This is a genomic window from Mesorhizobium sp. BR-1-1-10 (assembly GCF_020165595.1).
In the GTDB taxonomy this organism is placed as follows: Bacteria; Pseudomonadota; Alphaproteobacteria; order Rhizobiales; family Rhizobiaceae; genus Mesorhizobium; species Mesorhizobium australicum.
This window is the reverse complement of sequence record NZ_JAIUIL010000005.1, coordinates 153760-171149: the sequence shown is the minus strand read 5'-3', so window position 1 is coordinate 171149 and position 17390 is coordinate 153760. Positions and strand designations below refer to the sequence as shown.

General features: G+C 63.5%; 15 protein-coding genes. 9 read left to right on the top strand and 6 right to left on the bottom strand.

What is annotated here, in order from left to right; all coding sequences use genetic code 11:
• The first annotated feature begins 81 nt into the window (after positions 1–81).
• The 7 genes from LB555_RS12300 (at position 82) to LB555_RS12270 (ending at position 7148) form a co-directional block, all read left to right on the top strand.
• Positions 82–1008 carry an ABC transporter ATP-binding protein gene (locus LB555_RS12300; protein ID WP_015314249.1) on the top strand — a complete coding sequence of 309 codons (927 nt, stop codon included), beginning with the start codon at positions 82–84 and terminating at the stop codon, positions 1006–1008.
• Positions 1005–1904, top strand: a complete 900-nt coding sequence (locus tag LB555_RS12295) for a branched-chain amino acid ABC transporter permease (RefSeq protein WP_015314248.1) — start codon at positions 1005–1007, stop codon at positions 1902–1904. Before LB555_RS12300 ends, LB555_RS12295 begins: the two co-directional genes overlap by 4 nt.
• 3 nt (positions 1905–1907) lie before the next feature.
• A complete protein-coding gene (locus tag LB555_RS12290) occupies positions 1908–2948 on the top strand; it encodes a branched-chain amino acid ABC transporter permease (protein WP_224682973.1) in 1041 nt (346 codons plus the stop codon).
• A 78-nt stretch (positions 2949–3026) separates the two neighbouring features.
• Positions 3027–4364: an ABC transporter substrate-binding protein gene (locus LB555_RS12285; RefSeq protein ID WP_224682972.1), complete on the top strand. Its 1338-nt coding sequence runs from the start codon at positions 3027–3029 to the stop codon at positions 4362–4364.
• 67 nt (positions 4365–4431) lie between these two features.
• Positions 4432–5223, top strand: coding sequence for an ABC transporter ATP-binding protein (locus LB555_RS12280; protein ID WP_140614961.1), 792 nt, complete (start codon positions 4432–4434; stop codon positions 5221–5223).
• A gap of 24 nt (positions 5224–5247) precedes the next feature.
• The gene (locus LB555_RS12275; RefSeq protein WP_140614959.1) at positions 5248–6495 is read left to right on the top strand and encodes an SfnB family sulfur acquisition oxidoreductase; all 1248 of its coding nucleotides are present in this window, start codon (positions 5248–5250) and stop codon (positions 6493–6495) included.
• A gap of 167 nt (positions 6496–6662) precedes the next feature.
• Positions 6663–7148 carry a hypothetical protein gene (locus LB555_RS12270; protein WP_015314243.1) on the top strand — a complete coding sequence of 162 codons (486 nt, stop codon included), beginning with the start codon at positions 6663–6665 and terminating at the stop codon, positions 7146–7148.
• A gap of 81 nt (positions 7149–7229) precedes the next feature.
• Here the strand turns inward: LB555_RS12270 and LB555_RS12265 are convergent, their stop codons facing one another.
• On the bottom strand, positions 7230–7889 hold the full coding sequence (locus LB555_RS12265) for a TetR/AcrR family transcriptional regulator (RefSeq protein ID WP_181171369.1): 660 nt from the start codon (positions 7887–7889) through the stop codon (positions 7230–7232).
• A gap of 276 nt (positions 7890–8165) precedes the next feature.
• Between LB555_RS12265 and LB555_RS12260 the strand changes: the two genes are divergently transcribed.
• Entirely contained in the window at positions 8166–9605 is a 1440-nt protein-coding gene (locus LB555_RS12260) for an aldehyde dehydrogenase family protein (protein ID WP_224682971.1), read from the top strand.
• A 64-nt stretch (positions 9606–9669) separates the two neighbouring features.
• Positions 9670–10245, top strand: a complete 576-nt coding sequence (locus tag LB555_RS12255; RefSeq protein WP_140875692.1) for a DUF1349 domain-containing protein — start codon at positions 9670–9672, stop codon at positions 10243–10245.
• Between the two features lie 153 nt (positions 10246–10398).
• Here LB555_RS12255 and LB555_RS12250 read toward each other — a convergent pair whose 3' ends face one another.
• The 5 genes from LB555_RS12250 to LB555_RS12230 form a co-directional block, all read right to left on the bottom strand.
• On the bottom strand, positions 10399–11658 hold the full coding sequence (locus LB555_RS12250; protein ID WP_224682970.1) for a glycosyltransferase family 4 protein: 1260 nt from the start codon (positions 11656–11658) through the stop codon (positions 10399–10401).
• 205 nt (positions 11659–11863) lie between these two features.
• Positions 11864–13393, bottom strand: a complete 1530-nt coding sequence (locus LB555_RS12245; RefSeq protein WP_224682969.1) for a mercuric reductase — start codon at positions 13391–13393, stop codon at positions 11864–11866.
• Positions 13383–14723 (bottom strand): glucoamylase family protein, encoded by a 1341-nt coding sequence (locus LB555_RS12240; protein WP_224682968.1) that lies wholly within the window; start codon positions 14721–14723, stop codon positions 13383–13385. Before LB555_RS12240 ends, LB555_RS12245 begins: the two co-directional genes overlap by 11 nt.
• Positions 14716–16200, bottom strand: coding sequence for a GH39 family glycosyl hydrolase (locus LB555_RS12235; RefSeq protein WP_224682967.1), 1485 nt, complete (start codon positions 16198–16200; stop codon positions 14716–14718). Before LB555_RS12235 ends, LB555_RS12240 begins: the two co-directional genes overlap by 8 nt.
• A 58-nt stretch (positions 16201–16258) precedes the next feature.
• Entirely contained in the window at positions 16259–17011 is a 753-nt protein-coding gene (locus tag LB555_RS12230) for an SDR family NAD(P)-dependent oxidoreductase (protein ID WP_015314235.1), read from the bottom strand.
• Between the last annotated feature and the right edge of the window lie 379 nt (positions 17012–17390).

Below are 17390 nucleotides of genomic sequence, written 5' to 3'. Positions count from 1 at the left end.
TGAAGGTTTTCAAGCGCGCTCGATCTTTTCGGGCGGCATCGAGAATTCGTGCGCCTGCGGGCGAAATCGAGGACGATTGGAATGCCGTTGCCCAGCTATGCCATAGGCGTGATGGAAGCCTCGGTCTATGCGCCGGAAGTTTTCGCGCGCGGCCTGCCCTCGGCGCTGCAGCCGTCCGAAGGTCATACCGCACCGGTAACAGGCACTGCGGTGGCCACATCTCCGATGCTTTCACTCCAGGCCATCGGCCTGTCGTTCGGCGGCGTCGTCGCGCTGGCCGACATCGATCTGTCTGTTCGATCAGGTGAAATCCGCGCCATTATCGGCCCGAACGGCGCCGGCAAGAGCTCGCTGATCAATGTCATCAGCGGTGTCTACCGGCCGGATCGCGGCCAGGTCCAGCTTGCCGGAATCGACTATGCGCAGGTGCCGACGCAGCGGCTGGCGCATCTCGGCGTCGCCCGGACTTTCCAGAACCTTGCTTTGTTCAAGGGACTGAGCGTCCTCGACAATGTCGCCACCGGCCTTGCCTACAAGGTCCGTTCCAACTTCGCCGGCCAGGTGCTCGGCATCGGACGATCGCGCGGCGAGCGACGTGAGACACGCAGCCGCGCCGATCAGATTCTCGAATTTCTCGACCTCACCGCCGTGCGCGATCGTCTTGCCGGCACGCTGCCCTACGGGCTGCGGAAGCGGGTCGAACTCGCCCGGGCGCTGGTCGCGGAGCCGCGCCTGCTGCTGCTCGACGAACCGATGGCCGGCATGACATCAGGTGAGAAAAGCGAAATGGCTGCTTTCGTGCGCGCCGCGCGTGACCGCTTTGCCACCACCGTCGTCCTGATCGAACACGATGTCGGCGTCGTCATGGGCCTGTCCGACCGTGTCGCCGTTCTCGACCATGGCCGCAAGATTGCCGACGGCACACCCGACGAGGTCCGCAACGACCAGCGCGTCATCGATGCCTATCTGGGCGTCGCCTCAGACAATGAGGACGGGGCGGGCATATGATCGCCGACTTCGACTATCAGTTCTTCATCGAGGTGCTCGTCGGCGGGCTGCTCTCCGGCGTCATGTATTCGCTGGTCGCGATCGGCTTCGTGCTGATCTACAAGACCTCGGGCGTGCTCAACTTCGCCCAAGGCGCGATGCTGCTGTTCGCCGCCCTTACCTTCGTCAGCCTTGTCGAACGCGGTGTTCCGTTTGCACTGGCGTTGGTGGCAACGTTCGCCATCATGGTGGCGATCGGCATCGCCATCGAGCGCACGGTGCTGAGGCCGCTAACCAACAAGCCGCCGATCACCCTGTTCATGGCGACGCTTGGACTGTCCTACATCATCGAGGGCGCCGCCCAACTGATCTGGGGCACGCAGGTCCATGGTCTTGACCTCGGCATCGAGGATGTGCCGCTGGAAGTCGGCGGCGTGCTGATCAGCCAGTTCGATATTTTTGCGGCGGTGGTCGCGGCCGGCATGGTTCTCCTGCTGTCGCTGTTCTTCCGCTACACCCGCATCGGCCTCGCCTTCCGCGCCGTCGCCGACGACCAGTTCGCCGCACTCGCGGTTGGCCTGCGTCTGCCACTGATCTGGGCCACCGTCTGGGCGGCGGCCGGCCTGGTCGCGCTGGTCGCCGGGCTGCTCTGGGGCGCCCGCCTAGGGGTGCAGTTCTCGCTGTCGCTGGTGGTGCTCAAGGCGCTGCCGGTGCTGGTGCTTGGCGGCTTCGATTCCATTCTTGGCGCCATTGTCGGCGGGCTCCTGATCGGCGCCAGCGAGAAGCTCGCCGAGGTCTATATCGGCGATTATTTCGGCGGCGGCATCGAGAGCTGGTTCGCCTATGTCGTCGCGCTTGTCTTCCTCCTGATCCGTCCTTCCGGCCTGTTCGGCCAAAAGCTCGTCGAAAGGGTCTGAGCCATGGCCGCGATTGCAAGCGACTTTTCCGCCGTGACGGTGCTGCCGAAATGGGTGGCCCCCGTACTCCTGCTCGCCTTCGCCTATGGCGTCGTGCCGCTGATCGGCTCGAGCTACCTGTTCGAGGCCATCCTGCTGCCGTTCCTGGCACTCAGCCTCGCCGGTGTCGGCCTCAACATCCTGACCGGCTATGCCGGCCAGGTTTCGCTGGGCAGCGCCGCTTTCATGGCGGCAGGCGTCTTTGCCGCCTATAATTTCAACCTGCGCGTCGAAGGCCTGCCACTGATCGGCAGCATTTTCCTCGCCGGCATCGTGGCCGCCGCGATCGGCATCGTCTTCGGCTTGCCGAGCCTGCGGCTGAAAGGGTTTTACCTCGCGGTTTCGACGCTTGCCGCGCAGTTCTTCGTGCAATGGGCGCTGACCAAGTTCAGCTGGTTTTCCAACAACTCTGCATCCGGCGTCACCGACGCGCCGAGGCTTTCGATTTCGGGCTTCACACTCGATGGCCCCGTCGGCCGCTATTTCTTTGCGCTGACCATCGTCGTCATCCTGACCTTCTTCGCCTATCGGCTAGTGTCGTCGCAGACGGGACGAAGCTTCATCGCCATCCGCGACAACGAGACCGCCGCCCGCATCATCGGCATCCCGGTCTTGAAGACCAAGCTTCTGGCCTTTGCCATCTCGTCCTTCGTCATAGGCGTCGCCGGTGTCATCTGGGCGTTCGCTTATCTCAGGACCGTCGAGCCGGATGGCTTCGATCTCGACCGCTCGTTCCAGATAATGTTCATCATCATCATCGGCGGCCTCGCCTCGATCCGCGGCGCATTCTTCGGCGCCGCCCTGATCGTGGTCTTTCCGCTCGCACTGTCGCGCCTCGGCGGCTTCCTGCTTGGCGATGTCTTCGATTCGGGCGTGCTCGACATGAGCCAGCGCATCGTGCTCGGCGTCCTCATCATCCTGTTTCTGATCCTCGAACCCGACGGGCTGGTGGCCCTGTGGGACAGGATCCGAAGACGGCTCCTGTTCGCTTGGCAACCGACCTGAGCCCTCGCACTCCAGAATCCTATTCGAAGATGAACCAGAGGCCGGACCAAAGACGGCCCATACCGGGAGTACCTAGCCATGACCTTCCTCAGCACCATCAAGGCGGCGGCTTTGTCCGCGGCGATGATTGTGTCGGTGGCCTTGCCATCAGCTCATGCCGACGAACAATATTTCCCGCTGCAGAGCTATCGCGTCGGACCCTACGCGGCCGGCGGCACCGGCTTCTTCGGCGGCTTCATCGATTATCTCAACCTCATCAACATCCGCGACGGCGGCGTCAACGGCGTCAAGCTGACCTGGGACGAGTGTGAGACCCAGTATGAGGTCGAGCGCGGCGTCGAATGCTACGAGCGGCAGAAGAGCCATGCGGGTGCCGCTGCCTGGAACCCGCTCTCAGTGGGCATCGCCTATGCGATGATCGACCGTATCACCGCCGACAAGGTGCCGCTGATTACGGTCAACCATGGCCGCACCGACTCGACCGACGGGCGCGTCTTCCCTTACGTCTTCCCGCTGCTGCTCAACCCCTACAGCGAGACGTCAGGCATCGTGAACTATATCGCCGCCAAGGAAGGCGGCATCGACAAGCTCAAGGGCAAGAAGATCGTCGTGCTCTATCACGGCTCGCCCTACGGCAAGGAGACCATCCCGATATATGATTTGCTGGCGCAGAAATATGGCTTCACCGTGCAGCAGATCGAGGTGCCGCATCCCGGCAACGAACAGCAGTCGCAATGGCTGACCATCCGCCGCGCCAAGCCTGCTTTCGTCGTCCTGCGCGGCTGGGGCGTGATGAACCCGGTGGCGCTGAAGACGGCGGTCAAGGTCGGCTATCCCGTCGACCACATCGTCGGCAATGTCTGGTCGAATTCGGAAGAGGACGTCATCCCCGCCGGCGATGCCGCCAAGGGCTACACCGCCATCACCACCCAGGCCTCGGGCAACACCTATCCGGTGGTGCAGGAGATCGTGAAGACCGTCTACGGCGCCGGCAAGGGCAATCTCGAAGACAAGTCGCGCATCGGCTCTGTCTACCACAATCTCGGCATCGTCAACGGCATCCTGAATGTCGAGGCGATCCGCGTCGCGCAGGAGAAGTTCGGCCATCGCACGCTGACCGGCGACGAAGTCCGCTGGGGCTTCGAACATCTCAAGCTCGACCCGTCCAAGGTCGAGGCGCTCGGGGCCAAGGACCTGTTCCACTCGATCAATGTCAGCTGGGACAACCACGAGGGCGAGGGCTACGTGACCTTCCAGCAGTGGGACGGCAAGAAGTGGAACGTCGTTTCCGACTGGATCGCGCCGGATTGGGCGCTGCTGCGGCCGATCATCGAGAACTCGGCCGAGGCCTATGCCGCCGAGAAGAGCATCAAGCTGCGCACCGCCGACGATGCCAACGCCGTCACCACCAACTGATCTCCGGGCCGGGTGCCGTGGACACCATCCGCGGCGCCCGGCCCATCCGCAAAGCACGGAAACAGCCATGCCGAACGACGACATCATCCTGGCCGTGGACGCGGTCCACGCCACCTATATCAACGCCATCACGGCGCTGCATGGCGTCAGCTTCGAGATCAGGCGGGGTGGGATTCTGGCGCTGCTCGGTGCCAACGGCGCCGGCAAGACCACGACGTTGAAGGCCGTCTCCAACCTGCTGCCGGCAGAGCGCGGCCAGGTCAACGCCGGCTCCATCCGCTATGATGGCTCGGATGTCTCGCGCCGCAAGCCGGGCGATCTCGTACGCGCCGGGCTGGTCCAGGTGCTGGAAGGCCGTCACTGTTTCAAGAGCCTCACCGTCGAGGAAAACCTGGTCGCCGGCGGCATCGGCCGCAGCGGCCGCCGAGCCGAAATCAACGCGGATCTCGAACGGGTTTATTCCTATTTTCCGCGTCTCAGGGAAAAGCGCCGGACATTGTCCGGCCTCACCTCCGGTGGCGAACAGCAGATGACTGCCATCGGCCGTGCGCTGATGTCGCGGCCGCGCCTGCTGGTTCTCGACGAGCCCTCGATGGGGCTTGCCCCGCTCATCGTGCAAGACATCTTTCAGACGCTGAAAAAACTCAACCGCGAGACCGGTCTGTCGATCCTGGTCGCCGAGCAGAACTCGGCGGTCGCGCTTGGCTATGCCGACCACGCCACTGTGCTCGAAAACGGCGTCTCGGTCCTGTCCGGCGCGGCCGCCGATCTTCGCCAGCGCGAGGATATCAGGGCGCTCTATCTCGGCCAGCAGCCGTCGCCCGCCGCCAAGCCATCCCGTCTCCACGCCGTTGCCTGAACCGAAATTTGAAGGAGCAATGAAATGACCGTCTCGACCGTCAAGACAGACCATGCTTCCGCCGCCGTACCGCCGGTCGCAAGGCCCTCGGCACCAGCACACATCATCAGGGACGATGCGGAGGCGATCGCCATCGCCCATGCGCTCGCCGCCGAATTCGTCAAGGGGGCGTCCACGCGCGACCGCGAGCGTATCTGGCCGGTTGCCGAGCTCGACGCCTTCTCCCAAAGCGGCCTGTGGTCGATCAATGTGCCGAAGGAATTCGGCGGGCCGGAACTGTCCTATGCGACGCTGGTCAAGGTGATCGAGATCATCTCGGCGGCCGATTCCTCAATCGGCCAGGTCGCGCAGAACCATCTCGGCGTCATCGCGGCCATCCGCACCGTGTCGGATGTGGAACAGCAGAAGCTGCTGTTCACCGAGGCGCTGAAGGGCACCCGGTTCGGCAACGCCTTTTCCGAGTTCGGTTCGAAGCGCGCCGCCGATTTCGAGACCCGCTTCACCGACGCCGGCGACCATGTCGTCGTCAACGGCCGCAAATTCTATTCGTCCGGCGCGCTGCTTGCCCATCTGGTGCCGATCGTGGCGCTCGATGACGAAGGTCGCGCCTGGTATGCCATCGCCGACCGTGGTGCGCCCGGCCTGACCGTTATCGACGACTGGTCGAGCTTCGGCCAGCGCACGACGCTCTCCGGCACCGTCATCATCGACAACGTCAAGGTGCCGAAGACGTATCTGGTGCCGGGCTACAAGGGCTACGACAAGCCGACCGCCGACGGCGCCATCTTCCAGATAATCCAGGTGGCGGTGGACACCGGGATCGCCCAGGCGGCGATCGACGAGACGGTTCACTTTGTCAGGACCAGGAGCCGCGCCTGGATCGACAGCGGCTTCGACAATGCCTGGGACGATCCCTACACCATCCAGGCTGTCGGCGACCTCACGCTGCGCCTGCACGCGGCGCAGGCGCTGCTCGAAAAGGCCGGCCATGCCATCGACAAGGCGGTGGCCGAGCCGACAGCCGAAACGGTCGCGCATGCCCAGATCGTCACCGCGGAAGCAAAAATCCTGTCGACCGAAATCGCCATCGCCGCAACGAACAAGCTGTTCGAACTGGCCGGCACGCGCTCGACGCTGGCCGAGCACAATCTCGATCGCCATTGGCGCAACGCCCGCACGCACACGCTGCACGATCCGGTGCGCTGGAAATATTCGATCCTTGGCAAATATTTCCTCAACGGCGAGAATCCGCCGCTGCACGCCTGGAGCTGATCTGCCGGAGGCGGACGGCGCGCGCTGCGGTCGACCTGGTCGTCGCCGAGTGGCTTTGCCCTGACGGTTATCCCCTTCGGGATGCCGGCGGCGGGTGAAAGCTTACGCGCAATTTACGACCATCGGTTACACCGGTTCCTGTCTGATTCGTTCGGGACAGGAACCCCATGAGCAAAGCCCTCACGACCTTCGCACTCGTCTCCGTCTTGACCGCCTTGCTCATGGCGCTGAGCCTTGCGGTGGCCCGTCACGGCTATCCCTATGGGGCGATCGGCGTCAAGCGTCTCGACGGCATCGCCGACGCCGGAACGTTCATTCCGCTTGCGGCAATTTTCTTCTTCAGCGCGCTGTTGATGATGATCCTGCCGATCCGCGCGGCCAGTATCGTCCTCCTCCATGCCGCCGATGCGATCTTCTGGACTGTCATTGTGCTGTTCGCCACCATCGTCGGCGGCCTGCTCGCCCGATGGGCCTTCGGTCAGGGCAGCGCTCTTCTGGCGTTGTTGAACTGGCGGTTCCTGTTTGCCGTGGCGGTCGTCGGTTGCCACTTCGTCATGAACGAGTTGCGCCGCAACGTACTGCTGCGCAGCTTGTTTTTCGTGATCTTTGCCGCCGCCACGCTGGCCTGCCTGTTCTGGTCGTTTACGCTTTAGCCGGAACCTACCATCCTATCGCCGCCTGTTCTTCGTTCCATGGCGAAGCGCTATCGGGATCACGAGTTCGGAGTCTTCGGGCTACCGGCCGCCGGAGACCGCTTTCGCGACGTAGCGCGAAAAATCCTCGACATCCGCAGCCGAAGGCTCCTGGCCGGTGAAGCTGCGCAGATACGCGGCAACATGCGGCAGGCGACTGCTCATCGGTTCGTTGAGTTCGAGCGAATAGTAGCCGATCTGCATGAAATAGAGCACGCGAGCGCGAACGAACGCGTCTTCCTCCTCATAGCCATGACGCAAGAACATGCCGCGGATGGCAGTGACGCGTTCTTCGTCGGCCTCGTCGAGCGCACGCCGGATGGTGGGGGAGCGGCGAGCCCATGCCCGGATGGCGAAATCCAGCCGGGGATCGAACAGCTTTTCGTCCACCCAGCATTCGAAAATGCTCATCACCCCGCGAATGACAGTCGTGGAAGGGCGTGCGGCACGCTCGACGATGAATCGGGTATTGGTCTGCCGCCAGTGGTCCAACAATTGGTCGAGCAGATCCTGCCGGCTCTTGAAATACCAGTAGAAGCTCGAGCGCGAGACATCGAGTTGCTGGCCAAGCGTCAGCACACGGACGCGTTCGACGCCGTCCGAGATCAGGGTTTCAAGCGCCAGCTTCAGCCAGTCTTCGCGGGTAGCCTTGACGTTGCCGGTGGCGCCGGCGCGCTGGATCGTCGTTTCGATTGCTGCCATCTTGACGACGCATGACACGCCACACCAGGCAAATCAAGATTGTGGACATGCTTGTACAGGGCAATCCGGCCTTGACCCGGAGCGCTGCCCGCCCATGTTAGCCGGATTGCTCGGCGACGCGGCTCCGTCGCCGCTGCCGCGAAGGCGTGGGTGCAGGCCCGGGGACTTTTGTCGCGGTCTCCAGGCCCAGTGCGTGCTTTCCCGCAAGCCAATTGTCTGGCAAATACCACTTCAGACAGATGCCGCCGCGCGGCCAACAGCCAGGAAGGCAAGGACATGACAGCGTTTCGAAAAAACCTCATCGATGGTGAATGGGTCGGCGATGCCGGCTCCCGCAACATCAACCCCTCGGATACCGGCGACGTCGTCGGCGAATATGCTTCGGCGGGGGTCGAACAGGCGGGCCAGGCGATAGCGGCGGCCAAGGCGGCGTTTCCAGCGTGGTCCCGCTCCGGTCCGCTGGCGCGCCATGCGGTGCTGAAAAAGACGGCCGACGAGATCATGGCGCGCAAGGACGAACTCGGCCGCAATCTGGCGCGTGAGGAAGGCAAGACGCTGGCCGAGGGCATTGGCGAGACGATCCGCGCCGCCCAGATATTCGATTTCTTTGCCGGCGAAACATTGCGCCTGTCGGGAGAGATGGTGCCAAGCGTGCGGCCGGGCGTCGGCGTCGAGATCACGCGCGAAGCGGTCGGCGTGGTCGGCATCATCACACCGTGGAATTTCCCTATTGCCATTCCCGCCTGGAAGATCGCTCCGGCGCTGGCCCACGGCAATACCATCGTCTTCAAACCGGCCGAGCTCGTTCCCGAAAGCGCCTGGTCCATCGTCGACATCCTGCATCGCGCCGGCCTGCCCAAGGGCGTGCTCAACCTCGTCATGGGCAAGGGCTCGGTGGTCGGCCAGGCGATGCTCGACAGCCCCGACGTCAACGCCATCTCCTTCACAGGCTCGGTGGGAACCGGCAAGCGCGTCGCGGCGGCAAGCGTCGAGCACATGCGCAAGTTCCAGCTTGAAATGGGCGGCAAGAATCCGCTGGTCGTGCTCGACGATGCCGATCTCGCGGTGGCTGTCGATTGCGCGCTGAACGGCGCCTTCTTCTCGACCGGCCAGCGCTGCACGGCCTCGTCGCGTTTGATCGTCACCGAAGGCATCCACGACCGTTTCGTCGACGCGCTCAAGGAGCGCATGGAAAAGCTGGTGATCGGCGACGCGCTCGACGCGCAGACCCAGATCGGCCCGGTCGTCGACGCCACCCAGCTCAAGCAGGACGAGGACTATATCGCCATCGGCGTCCGCGAAGGCGCCACGCTCGCTTTCGGCGGCGAACGGCTCGACCGCAAGACGCCGGGTTTCTATCTCAAGCCTGCGCTGCTGACCGAGGCCACCAACGCCATGCGCAGTTCGCGCGAGGAGATTTTCGGCCCCGTCGCCAGTGTCATCCGCGTCCAGGATTATGACGAGGCGCTTGCCGTTGCCAACGACACGCCGTTCGGCCTGACCTCGGGCATCTGCACCACGAGCCTCAAGCACGCCACCCATTTCAAGCGCAACTCCGAAGCCGGCATGGTGATGGTCAACCTGCCGACGGCGGGCGTCGATTTCCACGTTCCTTTCGGTGGTCGCAAGGGCTCGAGCTTCGGTCCGCGCGAACAGGGCCGCTATGCCATGGAGTTCTACACCACGGTAAAGACCGCCTATACGTTCGCGGGATGATCTGGCGCGCCGGCCGACCGCCGGCGGACCGTCACCTCCTCTGGAAACGGACCGGTGCAAAGGGATGACATTGCAGGACCTGACCTGGCTCAACCCGCCGCCGCATCATGCCATCGAAGGTGATGGCGTGCGCGTGCGCACCGGCAAGGAGACCGATTTCTGGCGTGAGACCTTCTATGGCTTCTGGCGCGACAACGGCCACTTCCTGTATCGGCGGGTCGAGGGCGATTTCACTGCCGAAGTGACCGTCAAGGGCGACTACGAGGTGCTTTACGACCAGGCCGGGCTGATGGTCCGGCTGAGCGAAAGGCACTGGATCAAGGCCGGCATCGAATACACCGATGGCCTTGCCTATTTCTCCGTCGTCGTCACCAACGACACCTCGGACTGGTCGTTGGTGGCCATTGCCGCCGGCCCTGACGGCGTCAGGATCCGCCTGACCCGCCACGGCGAGGCGGTCCGCGTCCAGTATTTGGACGCTTCCGACGGCCATTGGAAGCCGGTGCGGCTCGCCTATTTCCCGACCTCGAAGATGGTCGATGTCGGGTTGATGTGCTGTTCGCCGCAGCGTGAAGGTTTCGAAGTCACGTTCTCCGGATTTTCGGTCGGTCCGCCGATTGCGCGGGATCTGCACGACTGACCCTGGCAACCGGGCTCCGCGTGGCGTGTGCGAACGGACCGGTAGGACATTGCGGCCCCAAGGCCCTTCCATCTCTCGGCATAGGCCTGGAAGCGTTCGGGAACGCTGTCCGTCTTCCACGCCCGGTGCAGGATCGGCGGGATAATCGGCGGCTCATGGGGTGATCTGAGACGGCTGGTCGTCATCGCCGTCATTGTCCAGGGCAAGTCCGGCACGGACGGCATCGCGGATCGCCTGCGGGCCAAACCTTGCCCATACGGCCTGGTGGGCGCGCACGCGCTGCCTTGCCCGGCGCCCGGCGTCGCGTGAAAGTTGGACGGCCATGGCGGCCAGGCCTTCGTCGCTGGCCGACAGCAGCACCTCGTCGTTCTCGACCAGGCCCAGGCCCTCGGCCGCGAGCGGTGTCGCGATCACCGGCACCCCCCAAGCCATCGCCTCCAGAATCTTGATGCGCGTGCCCCCGCCCGCCCTGAGCGGGATGATGCTGAGATGCGCGCTGGACAGGAGCGGCCCCACGCTTTCGGGATCTTCAACGAGCTCGACATCGGGCAACCCGCGCAGGGCCAGCACGGCCGGTTCCGGGCCGCGTCCGGCGAGAACCAGCTTCGCGTCGGGCAAGGCCTGGCGGATGCGGGGCAATATGGTCCGGGCCAATCGCAGGGCGGCGTCGACGTTTGGAGGATAGCCGAGATGACCGATGAAAAGGATCACCGGAAAGCCGCTATTGGCCGACGGTTCCGGGGGCAGCACATCGGGAATCGCCTCGACGTTGGGAATCCCATTGGGAACGACATCGATGGGCATCGCGCGCCCGCCAAAGCGCATCAGCTTCTCGCGATCCTCGTTCGAGCAGACCCAGACCCTGTCGACAAGGGCGAGCGCCTTTCTTTCGAGATGCCTGATGCCAGGCACCGATGCGGCAACGGAAAGGCGCGATGCGGTCGCTTCGGCGCGTTTCATCTGCGCGGACAAGTCGGACTCGACATTGTGCATGTCGAGGATGAGCTGCTTTGCCAGCGATCGCAAAGGCCGCAGCAGCTTGAACAGGCCGATGCTCTCGACCACCACGGTGTCAGGGCGGAATTCGAGGATCAGTGCTTCCAGCCGCGCCAGGGCCGCGCGCGAAATGCGATGCTCCTCCCTTATACGCCACCATCCGATGGAAGCCGTCCGGGGCTCTCCCTCGATCGACAGCGCCTCGGTGCGGATCAGCGGATTGGGCGCCGTCATGGCGATGGCCCTGGGCCGCACCGAGGCCAGGCAGACCGGTCCGAACGCGGCCGCCGCCACGGCATTGCGATAGTTGCGCAGATCCGCGCCGGAAGTCGGCGGAAACGCCGGCTCATGGCACACGATCAGCACGCGTCGCCCGCTGCCGCGCGCCGGCATGTCGGCATCGGGCCGCGCGCTCAAGGCGGACGCCCGACGCTTCGCGCCAGGAGTTGCGCAAGCTCTTTCTCGGACGACATTAACGAGGCCCCCGCAGCCACAGAAATCAGCTTCGACTTGTTTAGCCGAACCGTGCTTTCGTCAAGCGCTGGATCACAGTCTGATGCCCGGCGCGCTTGCCTTGCGGATCGGTCGCAATGCGGATCCGGCTGGGACCGAGCGCAAAGGCTTATCGCCTGGACCAGGCCAGCCAGCGGGCCGCCAGGCGCCTGCGCAATGAAGTGAACCGTGTCCGTCGGTAGGCGTCGCCCGCCATCTTGATGCCTTGCGCCTGTGTCGGGAAGGGATGGATGACATCGGCCAACGCATGCAATCCCATGCCCGAACGGATAGCGAGGGTCACGGCATTGATCATCTCGCCGGCATGGCTGGCGACGACCGTCGCCCCCAAGATGCGGTCGGATCCCTCCCTGACGTGGATCTTGACGAACCCTTCCTCTTCGCCGTCCATCACGGCGCGGGCGACATCGTGCATCAGGACCGTATAGGTCTTGACCGGAATGCCGTTGCGCCGCGCCTCCAGGGGATAGAGACCGACATGGGCGATCTCCGGATCGGTATAGGTGCACCAGGGGATAACGAGTTCGCTGAGCCTTTCGCGGCCGCGAAACAGGGCATTGCGCACGACGATGCGCGCTGTTGCCTCGGCGGTGTGGGTGAACTTGTATTCGAGGCAGACGTCGCCCGCCGCGTAGACATTTGGGTTGGTGGATCGCAGATAATCGTCGACCTTGATGCCGCTGGCGTCATAGGCCACGCCGGCTTCATCGAGGCCCAGGCCATCGACGTTAGGTGAACGGCCGACGCCAGTGATGATCTCATCGACCGTAATCGTCGTCGTGTCGCCATCCCGCATCAGGTCGGCGGCCTTCTTCTCGCCCTCCATCCGCACCGCCACCACTTCGGTGTTCAGCCGCACCTCGATCCCCTCGCGCGCCAGCGCATCCGAAAGGATCTGCGCGGCGTCGCGCTCCTCGCCGGGCAGGAACATCGGATCGCTCTGCGCCAGGATGACCTTGGCGCCGAGCAGGCAGAAAGCCTGCGCCGTCTCGCAGCCGAGCGGCCCGCCGCCGATGACGAGGAGCCGCGGCGGGCATTGCGTAAGGTCGTACATGGTCTCGTTGTCGAGATAACCGGCCTCGGCAAGCCCCGGAATCGCGGGCCCGCTCGCATGCGCGCCCGTCGCGACCAATGCCTTCTTGAAATGCAGGGTCCTGTCCGCGACCACGACGGTGTCCGGTCCGGCGAAGCGCGCTTCGCCGAAATAGAGGTCGATGCCCTCGGCTGCGACGGAAACGGCCGCATTGGCACGGCTGATCCGCTGCCGTATCTGCCGCATCCGTGTCATCGCCCGTTGAAAGTCGACACGAAGGTGGTCTGGCGGGTCGCCGCCAAAGCTCTCGGCATCGCGCATATCGGCATAGAGCCTGGCCGTGCGGATGATCGACTTCGACGGGATGCCGCCGACATTGACACAGGCACCACCGATCAGCCCGCGTTCGATCAGCGCGACTTTCGCGCCAAGGCTCGCGGCGTCACGCGCGGCGGTCAGCCCGGCCGGCCCGGCGCCGATGACGACGAGATTGTAGGGGCCGTTCGGGGTCGGGTTCTTCCAGTGCGCGGGATGCGCGCCCCTGATCAGTTCGACATCATTGCTGTCGACAGGGAAGACGGCGGCTCTCTTCGGTTCACGCGACATCGCGCCCTCCGGGTACCGGCCGCGACAGCCATCCGCCGGTGAAACCCGCCTTGCCCAGGCCGCGACGGATATGGGGATTGGAACGCATCAGCCCCCAGATCAGTCCGGAACGGTGGTTTTCGATCATCATCACCGCGATGCCCTGGTCGAGCCCGTAATGGCCTTCCGAGACCCAGCCGTTGCGGCCGAATTTGCGGCGGTTGGCCAATGTCGGGTTGAAACCGCTCGGCAGGCGGAAATCGTCGAGAACCTCCGGATAACGATCGACGAGGTGACGCAGCGCCGCCAGGCAAATGTCCGGCGCGAAAGGCAGCGACGCCGGATAGGACCATGGCGCGATTGTCCCGTCATCCGGTCCGAAAGGCGCGCCGCGCGCGGCATAGCCGGAAAACGGGTGGGTCCGCCGCTCCACGCTGGCGCGGAAGCCGCCCGGTCCGTCTCCGGCCGAAAGACCCCACAAATTCTCGCCATAGCCGTCAAAGCCGTAAGGGTTGTGCCGGGCGTAGTCGCGGTGAAGGTATGTCGAGCGGCGGCTGTTTTCGAAATAGTCCGAATTCTTCTCCCGCATGAAAGCGTCGCGGATGCCGGCGAAATCGATCCAGGCATGCGAGAACTGGTGCATGAACAGCGGCCCGCCATAGAGCACGTCGTGGCCGTAGATGTTTTCCCATTGATAGGTCGCCGTCCAGGCCTCGTAGCTGTCGTCCGAGGTCGGGCGGTCCGGAGAAGCCATCGACAGCACATAGAGGATCGTCGCCTCGTTATAGCCTTCCCAGCCATAATGCAGAAAGCCGCTCCTCGGCTTCCAGCCCTGGCGGAGCGTCGGGCTGCTGCCTTGCGCCCATCGCCAGTCGACGCGCCTGTAGAGCGCCTCGGCCAGGAGGCGGATTTCGGCTTCGTCGTCGTTGTCGTCGGAAAAATACGCGCTCGCCACCAGCATGCCGGCGATCAGCAGGGCGGTATCCACCATCGACAGTTCGCAGCGCCAAACGCGCAAGCCGCTCCTCATGTCGAGAAAGTGGTAGTAAAAACCCTTGTGGCCGGTGACGTCGTGACCGCTGCCTTGCGTGCTGGTCTGGAAAAAGCGTAGCGCCGCAAGGGTCAGGCGGGCAGCCGCGTCGCGCGTTATCCAGCCACGTTCGACGCCGATCGGATAGCAGGACAGGGCAAAACCGACGACGGCGATGCTGCACGGCGAACTGGGCCGCGACGTATCGGCGACCAGCCCATTGTCGGGGTTCACGTTCTCCAGGAAATAGCCGAAGGCGGCGCGTTGACAGCGGTCCAGCAGTTCGTCATCGGCCAGCGCGGCGGGATCTGCTCTAAGCAATCGATAAAAACTCCAGCCTGATGGCAGCAACGCCCTGCGCAGGTACGGTGACATCGAACAGAACGGCATGATCGCTGAAGGCGATCGCTTGCGGTTGTTTCGGCATCGCCGAGGCCGCATGCAAATGCTCTACCATTGCTCGGCTCAGGTAATCGGGACTTCCCATTGTCACCCATAGCGCCTTGGGGTTGGCATTTACCGCATCGACGCGTCGGATGGTTACCATGTCGGGCCGCCGTGCATTCTCAAGTTGAATCTGCACGGTCTCGTTCGCGATCGGATGCCGCGGCAAGGCGAAGTTGGAAATCAGCACGGTCAACGAATTTCCGTCGCGCACACACCAACTGTCGACGGTGGGATGATTGCCTTGAGTCGAGAGGATTTCGGTTCCAAGGCCATGCAGCATTTCGAAGGCACGGTAAGCCGGTTTGGCTACGCCGTGAAGGTTCATCAGGCCGAAACCACCATGAAAGGGCAGGGATGGAAAATAATTCTCTTCGAAAATATCCGAAAAGGTCCAGTAGCTGTAGCCCTGAACCAGCCCTCTCGCCTCCATGACCGTCTTGACGATGAAGGCGGCGGCATAGGGCTCGTCGTGCATGGGATCGCGCGGGTTCGACGATGTGCACCATTCGGTGTAGTAGAGCGGACGGTCGCCTGCCTGCCGTCGCGCGGTGCGCGCCTCCTCGCGCAGGACGCTTCGCATGCTTTTCGAGAGCTGGGCTTCGGTGTCGTCGCCAGGCTGGCCGAAGGCATCGGTCGGATAATGGTGCGTGCTGACGAAGTCCGCGGGAAGACCGTTCTGGCCACAGTATGCGATGAACTCATCGACCCAGGCATTGTCGGCTGTGGCTGGTCCGCCGACCTTCAACTGCGTGTCGACGGATTTGATAGCTCTTGCCGTGTAGGCATACAGCTTGAAATAGTCCTCCTGTTTGCCGCTGCCGAACGCCTCGAGATTGGGTTCATTCCAGACCTCGAAGAACCATTGCCGCACCTCGTCGAGGCCGTAGCGATCAACCCAGTGAGCGACGAGCTTCGAAATCAGCGTCGACCACTGGTCGTAGTCCTTCGGCGCGCTGACATTGGCGCGATAACGGAAGACGATCTTTCCGGACGACGACAGCATCGTCGGCGTGAAACTCAGCTCGACGAAGGGGCGCATGCCGATCGACAGCAGGAAATCGAAGATCTGATCGGCATTGAAGAACGAATAGAGCGGCTTGTCGTCCTGGTCGATGAGCGTGCCCATGTCGTCATCGAGCAGCCCGTGAAAACGGACATGGCGAAAGCCGAGTTCGTCATGCGCCCGGCGCATCTGCGCCTGCCAGTCCGCGCGCAGGGCGAGCGTCGCGTGGCCGCTGCCGACCGTATGTTCCCAGAAGTGGGGGAATTCCTCGCCTTGGACGCAGAGGTCGCAGCGGAAGGTCACACCCGTGGAACTGTCTGAAATGTTTGCCGTTTCTACACCTTCCATCACCGACTATACGTCGGCGATGGCATATCGTTGCCTGCTCACGCGGATTTGTAGTGCATCAGTAGGTGGCGCGGCCGCCCGAGACGTCGAACACAGCGGCCGTGGTGAACGAGCATTCCTCCGAGGCGATCCATGAGATCAGCGCCGCCACTTCCTCGACCTCGCCGAACCGCGCCATCGGTATCTTGGAGAGCATGAAATCGATGTGCTCCTGTTTCATCTGCTTGAAGATCGCGGTGCGAACGGCGGCCGGCGTCACGCAATTGACCGTCACCTTGGTCTTGGCGAGTTCCTTGCCGAGCGACTTGGTCAGGCCGATCACCGCCGCCTTCGAGGTGCTGTAGGCGGAAGCGTTGGGATTGCCTTCCTTGCCGGCGATCGAGGCAATGTTGACGATGCGGCCATAGTTGCGCTCAAGCATGTGTGGCACCAGCGCCTTGTTGCAGTAGAAGACGCCGTTGATGTTGATGTCGATGACCCCACGCCAGTCCTCGACCGAATAGGACCAGGTGGTCATGTTGGGGCCGGTGATGGCCGCACTGGTGACCAGTATGTCGACCGCGCCGAAGGCGTCGATCGTCGATCGTGCGGCGACCTCCACACTTGCCGCATCCGCAACGTCCAACGTCACTCCACGCAGGCCGGGAACAATGGCTTTCGCCTGTTCGATCTGTGCGGGATCGCGATCCCAGACGCAGACGCGCCCGCCTTCGTCGACGATCCTCTGCGCGACCGCCAGTCCGATGCCCGAGGCGCCCCCGGTGATGACCGCCGACCGGCCTGAGAAGCGCCCCGCGAAATTCATTGGCATGTGTTCCCCCTGGTCATGTTGGCTGAAGCCGCCCGCGTGCTGGCCGGTCCTGGGACTGTGAGGTGACCGCCGACCGAGTTCAAGCCGGCATGCGGCCGGATCGTCTGGGCCAATCGGCCGGATTATGGCGCGGTTCCTTCGAGTTGGTCGCGCAGCGCTTCCACCATACCCACCACGGCGAGGCCGATTTAGGCATGCGCATGGACTAAGGAAACCTCAAGGGACGCGCCTCGTTCCTGATGGGCAGTCGGAGCACATGACCGATTGGCCCGTCCACGGCCGAGATCTCTCGGCGATCGCCGCGCTGTAAGACAAGGTGACCGGATTTGCCATTGAGCACGGGGTGCGATAGGTTATATTGCACTGCACAATGGAGGCG